At 42.4% G+C, this 5,757-nt stretch carries 7 protein-coding genes; 4 read left to right on the plus strand and 3 right to left on the minus strand.

The genetic code is table 11. The features are described from left to right. The first annotated feature begins 358 nt into the window (after nucleotides 1–358). The 3 genes from IM500_RS20165 (at nucleotide 359) to recA (ending at nucleotide 3,075) form a co-directional block, all read left to right on the plus strand. Complete coding sequence (locus IM500_RS20165; protein ID WP_164502961.1) at nucleotides 359–532, plus strand: hypothetical protein; 174 nt, start codon at nucleotides 359–361, stop codon at nucleotides 530–532. A 394-nt stretch (nucleotides 533–926) separates the two neighbouring features. Further along, the gene (locus IM500_RS20170; protein WP_287739417.1) at nucleotides 927–1,880 is read left to right on the plus strand and encodes an aldo/keto reductase; all 954 of its coding nucleotides are present in this window, start codon (nucleotides 927–929) and stop codon (nucleotides 1,878–1,880) included. A gap of 127 nt (nucleotides 1,881–2,007) precedes the next feature. Beyond that, nucleotides 2,008–3,075 carry a recombinase RecA gene (gene recA / locus IM500_RS20175; RefSeq protein WP_287169519.1) on the plus strand — a complete coding sequence of 356 codons (1,068 nt, stop codon included), beginning with the start codon at nucleotides 2,008–2,010 and terminating at the stop codon, nucleotides 3,073–3,075. 23 nt (nucleotides 3,076–3,098) lie between these two features. Here the strand turns inward: recA and IM500_RS20180 are convergent, their stop codons facing one another. The 3 genes from IM500_RS20180 to IM500_RS20190 form a co-directional block, all read right to left on the minus strand. Next, nucleotides 3,099–3,695 carry a hypothetical protein gene (locus IM500_RS20180; RefSeq protein WP_287739418.1) on the minus strand — a complete coding sequence of 199 codons (597 nt, stop codon included), beginning with the start codon at nucleotides 3,693–3,695 and terminating at the stop codon, nucleotides 3,099–3,101. Nucleotides 3,696–3,739: 44 nt separating this feature from the next. Then, the gene (locus IM500_RS20185; RefSeq protein WP_287739419.1) at nucleotides 3,740–4,609 is read right to left on the minus strand and encodes a bile acid:sodium symporter family protein; all 870 of its coding nucleotides are present in this window, start codon (nucleotides 4,607–4,609) and stop codon (nucleotides 3,740–3,742) included. 293 nt (nucleotides 4,610–4,902) lie between these two features. Further along, nucleotides 4,903–5,082 carry a hypothetical protein gene (locus IM500_RS20190; protein ID WP_002759146.1) on the minus strand — a complete coding sequence of 60 codons (180 nt, stop codon included), beginning with the start codon at nucleotides 5,080–5,082 and terminating at the stop codon, nucleotides 4,903–4,905. A 152-nt stretch (nucleotides 5,083–5,234) separates the two neighbouring features. On the opposite strand from IM500_RS20190, the gene IM500_RS20195 reads away from it, so the two are divergent. Then, nucleotides 5,235–5,393, plus strand: a complete 159-nt coding sequence (locus tag IM500_RS20195; RefSeq protein ID WP_287739420.1) for a hypothetical protein — start codon at nucleotides 5,235–5,237, stop codon at nucleotides 5,391–5,393. Nucleotides 5,394–5,757 lie beyond the last annotated feature (364 nt).

Below are 5,757 nucleotides of genomic sequence, written 5' to 3' on the forward strand. Positions count from 1 at the left end.
AATTAAAGCAGCTCTAAAGAGTTTTGAGTTAAAAGTTAAACTTCAAGTTTTCATTCAGGACAAATGTACTGATTAACTAATTTTTTGGGGAAAATTAGTTAACCCATCATTATAACATATAATTAATTTGCAAGAGTTCTATTCAGTCCATGAAAGGGTTTTAATTTCAGTCATTTTTAGTTCATTTATCATCATTGTTTAAGGGCAACAGGACTTAAGATTACTTTTCAGTACCTTGTCAGGTTACTTGAGAGTACCTAAAAAAAGTACCATTTTTAGGACTTTTGAGTAACGACAAATAATCAGATTTTTTTTAATCTAAAGATAGTTCACCTCCTAAGTAAAAGGATTGATGATTATGTATAAATATTGGTTAAAGTACAGAGAAGACCTTGTCAGTCTTGCCAAAATTATCAGCACCATATTTGCGATCGCATCATTTTTAGGCTTCTCTTTTCCAGAGAAATTTCAACCTACTCCCTGCCAACCGACGGCAATTGTTGAAACCACGGAAGTTAGCACTAACAATTAGTCAAAGCGCCAAATTCGCCTAACCTAATCATAGCTTAGGCGACAAACAAGATCAGCAAGAGACTTCGATTTTTTGACCTTGCTGATCTCTGTATTTCTTTGTTAACAAAACTTAACAATTATCGCCAAAATTTTGCTTGCTTTTATCGGCAGATTTTGGGATAATATTTTTAAAAGATTTTATTCATAATGGAAATCTTTGCATCTAAAAAAATTTTGCACAGATCGCCATTATAAGAAAAGCATAGCGCAAGCCGCCGGCAAAGTCAAGTCCTTTCCCATTACTTATGGGTGCGAATTTCCCGGAATCAAAAAAGGGGGTTAGTGGTGAGTCAGACCAAATATAGGTTACACTTCATCTTTAATGGGAAACGCTGTCATTCCGTGTAGAGAATATGACTAGACAAACCGCTAATCTCGGACAAACAGGAATTGCCGTCAGTGCCTTGGGAATTGGGACTTGGGCATGGGGAGATAAACTATTCTGGAACTATGGCAAGGAATACGGAGCTAGTCAGGTAGAAGCGGCCTTTAAAGCGGCAGTAGAGGCAGGAATCACCTTTTTTGACACTGCCGAAGTCTATGGACTGGGGGAATCGGAACGACTCTTAGGAAAATTTACCCAACAGACCGATATTCCCATCGATATTGCCAGCAAGTTTGCCCCCGTACCGTGGCGATTGGGGGCGAATGCGGTGCATAATGCCATTACCGAGAGCTTAAACCGTCTAAAAACCGATAAAATTACCCTTTACCAAGTACATTGGCCCTTCACCTTCCTAATTAGCCAAGAAACCCTAATGAATGCCCTAGGGGAAGAAGTAAAACGCGGCCGCATTGGTTCCGTGGGTGTAAGTAATTATTCCGCCGAGCAAATGCGTCAAGCAAGCCAGATTTTGGCGAAAAAAGAGGTTCCCTTAGCGGTCAATCAGGTGCAGTATTCGCTTTTGTATCGCAAAATAGAAACTAAGGCAATTTTAGCCACGGCCAAGGAATTAGGTGTCACCATCCTCGCCTACAGCCCCCTCGCTCAAGGACTACTGACGGGTAAATATAGCCCAGAAAGCCAGAATTTGCCCGATGGAGCCAGAAAAGTTGACTCGCGGTTCAAAAAAGAAGGTTTGGAGAAAATAGCCCCAATTTTAAGGGTAATGCAAGAATTGGGCGAAAAATACCAAAAAACCCCCGCACAAGTCGCCCTCAATTGGTTAATCGCCCAAGGGGATGTGATTCCCATTCCGGGGGCAAAAACTGCGGCCCAAGCGAGGGAAAATGCTGGGGCGTTAGGATGGAGTTTAGAAGCGCAAGAGGTGACGCAATTAGAACAGATGAGCCGGCCTTGGCTGTAAAAATCAAAACTTTTGATTTTTGATCACCATTCTGGAAAAAGTCTCTAACTTTTTGGTGATCAAGATTAAAACAGGCTACAATCTTTGCATACTGCTGTACTACTTAAGAAAACTGGGGAGAAAATTAATGGCGACAATGACAAATAATTCCGATCGAGATAAAGCCTTAGGCTTAGTCTTAACTCAAATCGAGCGCAACTTTGGCAAAGGTTCGATTATGCGTTTAGGAGACGCCACCCGGATGCGGGTAGAAACCGTGCCTAGTGGTGCTTTAACCCTAGATATGGCGTTGGGTGGCGGTTTACCGAAAGGCCGCATCGTCGAAATTTACGGGCCGGAAAGTTCTGGAAAAACCACCTTAGCCCTCCATGCGATCGCAGAAGTGCAGAAAGCCGGGGGAGTGGCGGCCTTTGTCGATGCGGAACACGCTTTAGATCCCACCTATTCGGAAGATTTAGGGGTAGATATCAATAATTTACTGGTGGCACAACCGGACACGGGGGAGGCAGCCTTAGAAATAGTTGACCAGTTAGTGCGTTCTTCGGCCGTGGATATCGTTGTCATCGACTCGGTGGCCGCTTTAGTGCCGCGGGCGGAAATTGAAGGGGAAATGGGGGATAATCAGGTGGGTTTGCAGGCCCGTTTGATGAGTAAAGCCCTGCGAAAAATTGCCGGTAATATTGGTAAATCGGGTTGTGTGGTGATTTTCCTCAACCAACTGCGGCAAAAAATCGGTGTCACCTACGGCAATCCTGAAGTGACCACCGGAGGAACGGCCTTAAAATTCTATGCCTCGGTGCGTTTAGATATCCGTCGCATTCAAACTTTGAAAAAAGGCACGGAAGGGGAATACGGAATTCGGGCTAAAGTTAAGGTGGCTAAAAATAAAGTCGCGCCTCCTTTCCGGATTGCTGAATTTGATATTATCTTCGGTAAAGGCATTTCCCAGGTGGGTTGTATGCTCGATATCGCCGAACAAACTAACGTAGTTACTCGTAAAGGGGCATGGTATAGCTATAATGGCGAAAATATTGCCCAGGGTCGCGATAATGCCGTTAAATATCTCGAAGAAAAGCCAGAAGTAGCGGCGGAAATTGAGAAGTTATTGCGGGATAAATTAGACATGGGTTCGGTTCCTTTCCCCACGGAACCTGCCGACGAGGACGATGAGGACGATCTGGAACCAGAAATCTAAAAGAAGAGGGTTTTAGGTCTTGGTTATCCCCCGGTTTCGGGGGATTTTTTAGCTTCAGAATCGATGGATTTAGCGGCTTCTAAGCATGATTGTAAACCTTTTTTAGTTGGTGTTCCTTTAGTGGTAAAAGTCCATAGATCTCGTTTATGTTGGGGTCCGTAGCTGATATGAATCGGGCGATTAATTCCGTAAAAATAGAGAGAATCAAAGGGTAATTTTGCGGTTAAAATCCAATCTATCAGGCGATCGCTCGTTAAATCGATAATCCGAAAATCACAGGCTGCCCCCAATCGCTGACAATAATATTGACCTTTTTGATTAATTTCGTGGGCGCAATGTTGATCACGACTGGGATCGATTCTACCGTTTTTTAAGCCGGTGATTGGGTCTTTTTTTTGGAGAAATTTTCTCAGATCATTGGAACAAAATCCGTAGGTTAATTGGAATTTTTCTCGACCAAAATTATCAATAATTGGATCGATAATAAAGTGAGCGAGATTTTGCCAAGCGGTTATCGTTGCAGGATTTTTTGGATAGGGGTCGATTTGTGCTGCGTACTTTTGATAGGTTTGGGAACAGGTACAGAATTCTTCTAGGGTTAAATATTTACCAATTAACATAATCAGTTATCAGTTTTTTAGCTATATCCTATCACCCGATTTAGCTATTTTGCCAAAGCGGCTTTTTGGCGACCATAATAAACAGCGATAAAAGCGCTGACATACATCCATAAACTATAGACAATTGCGGGAATGGTTAGATCGGGATTCTTTAATAAACCGGCAGTGATAGCAATAGCTAAAGTGCCGCTTTGAATACCCACTTCAATGGCGATACAAATTCTTTGGGGAATAGTTAATTGAAATAAACGACCACTGAAAAAACCAATTAGGGAAGTAATCGTGTTTAAAATAATCACTGCCAGGCCAGTTTGAGCGATAAATAAAGGTAAACGTTGCCATTCTCTCAGGATTAATAAGCAGATAATAACTGCTAGAAAAATTACGGCCAAACGATTAGTTATCGGTTCCATACTTTTGGCCAGTAAAGGAAAGTAATGGCGGATAGTCATACCCATAACCAGGGGTAAAACTATAATCAAAAATATCTGCCCCATAGTGGAACCAATGGGTAGGGAGATGGCGGCACTTTCCCCCATAAAATGCTGGATAGTAAAACTAGCTAAAAAAGGTATTGTGAAAATGGTGATGATGCTGCTAAAAGCGGTTAAAGTAACAGAAAGAGCCACATCTCCCTTAGCTAAATAGGTTAAAACATTGGAGGAAGGACCGCCGGGGCAAATGGCGACAATCATTAAACCGACGGCAATTTCTGGCCGGAGAGGCAAAAGAGAAGCAATAATAAAACCGATGATCGGTAGAATAATAATTTGATTGACTAAACCGATCAGGACTGCCTTGGGATAACGGGTGATACGCTGAAAATCGGCGGGAATTAATCCTAATCCCATGCCTAACATTAAAACGCCTAGGGCAACGGGTAAGAGGATATTAGTAAAAAAGTTGGCTTGCATCGGATAAAAGCGGAGAAGATGAGCTTATTTTCCCATAAATTGACTAATTTATTCTTGTCCCTAGTTACCGATTTTGCTGACTAAAAAACCCCCGGTGTGCAGGGGAGGTTAAATTGTGGGAGAAATCCAAACCTTGGCGATTTTAGTCTGGTTTCCCTTCCCGCTCCGGGATGATATCCCCGTCCTGCTTCAGTTGCTTGGTGGCAACCATGGGATCACAGCTAGGGAACTGCCGATGCGACTGCCACTTTTGACATCAGCAATGCCTAGGAAATGTTGCCGCAGGACTTCCATCAAAAATAACGAGGGCAAATTTTCCTTCTAAATCCCGCAGTCCTTGAATTCCTTTCTGTTGACAAATTGCTAGGGCGATCGAGGTGGTAGATTTTTGGTGAACGATAGGTGAGTTTTTGCGGTGCTTTCCCTTCTAGATCGAGGGACAGTTTTTTGTCATCTAAGTTGTGTGTAAACATAGCAACCCTCCAGATCTCTACAGTTCTATTGTACCTTTATTCTTGGTTCGAGTGCGGGAGAATGTAATAATGTGTATTGTTCGTCAGAGAAGACTCAACCGTTGTTTGTTTTAAAGGTAGTCGCAAGTGTAAGCGGATTAATTTTTCTGAGCTTGTTGACCGATTCCCTCAGCACGATTACCGGTTTACTCTTTGCTTCTTTGTGCGATCAAGTTCGAGGATTTTTCTGGGGTAAAGTAATTGATAAACTAGCTAATTTTCTCGATATTAGTCTCTTTAAAAATCACAATTTATTAAACTTAATTAAGTAGGGTTTGCTGAAAAAGTAGGGGCGAAGCATTCGGGAAATAACCTATCGCTGAAACCGGAGATTTTCTATCCTAATGCTTCGCCCCTACAGGATGCCAGCCGATCAAGATGCAAGGTTTTTGAGTCACTAGCTTTAAAATCTTGCACCTGCTTCGCCAAACAGACCCCCAAACCCCTTACCTCGTCTATATTTCACATTTATTCAGCCAATCCTAAGTAGTTAAGTAGGGAGGCACAATTATTTGTAGGATGGGTTAGCGGTAGCGTAACATAATCGGGCGTTGGGTTTCATGCTTCAACCCAACCTACGTTCATGTTATATTTAATTCCACCCACCTACTTAGGTGTTAAAAACTGTCAGATTCC

Origin of the sequence: Microcystis sp. M179S2 (genome assembly GCF_020245805.1) — a bacterium.
GTDB classification, from domain to species: Bacteria; Cyanobacteriota; Cyanobacteriia; order Cyanobacteriales; family Microcystaceae; genus Microcystis; species Microcystis aeruginosa.

Excerpts from the sequence above, each read along its gene's own strand:
- IM500_RS20170 (WP_287739417.1), top strand. The coding sequence starts at position 927 with ATGACTAGACAAACCGCTAATCTCGGACAAACAGGAATTGCCGTCAGT.
- IM500_RS20190 (WP_002759146.1), bottom strand. The coding sequence starts at position 5,082 with ATGTTTACACACAACTTAGATGACAAAAAACTGTCCCTCGATCTAGAA.
- recA (WP_287169519.1), top strand. The coding sequence starts at position 2,008 with ATGGCGACAATGACAAATAATTCCGATCGAGATAAAGCCTTAGGCTTA.
- IM500_RS20180 (WP_287739418.1), bottom strand. The coding sequence starts at position 3,695 with ATGTTAATTGGTAAATATTTAACCCTAGAAGAATTCTGTACCTGTTCC.
- IM500_RS20185 (WP_287739419.1), bottom strand. The coding sequence starts at position 4,609 with ATGCAAGCCAACTTTTTTACTAATATCCTCTTACCCGTTGCCCTAGGC.
- IM500_RS20165 (WP_164502961.1), top strand. The coding sequence starts at position 359 with ATGTATAAATATTGGTTAAAGTACAGAGAAGACCTTGTCAGTCTTGCC.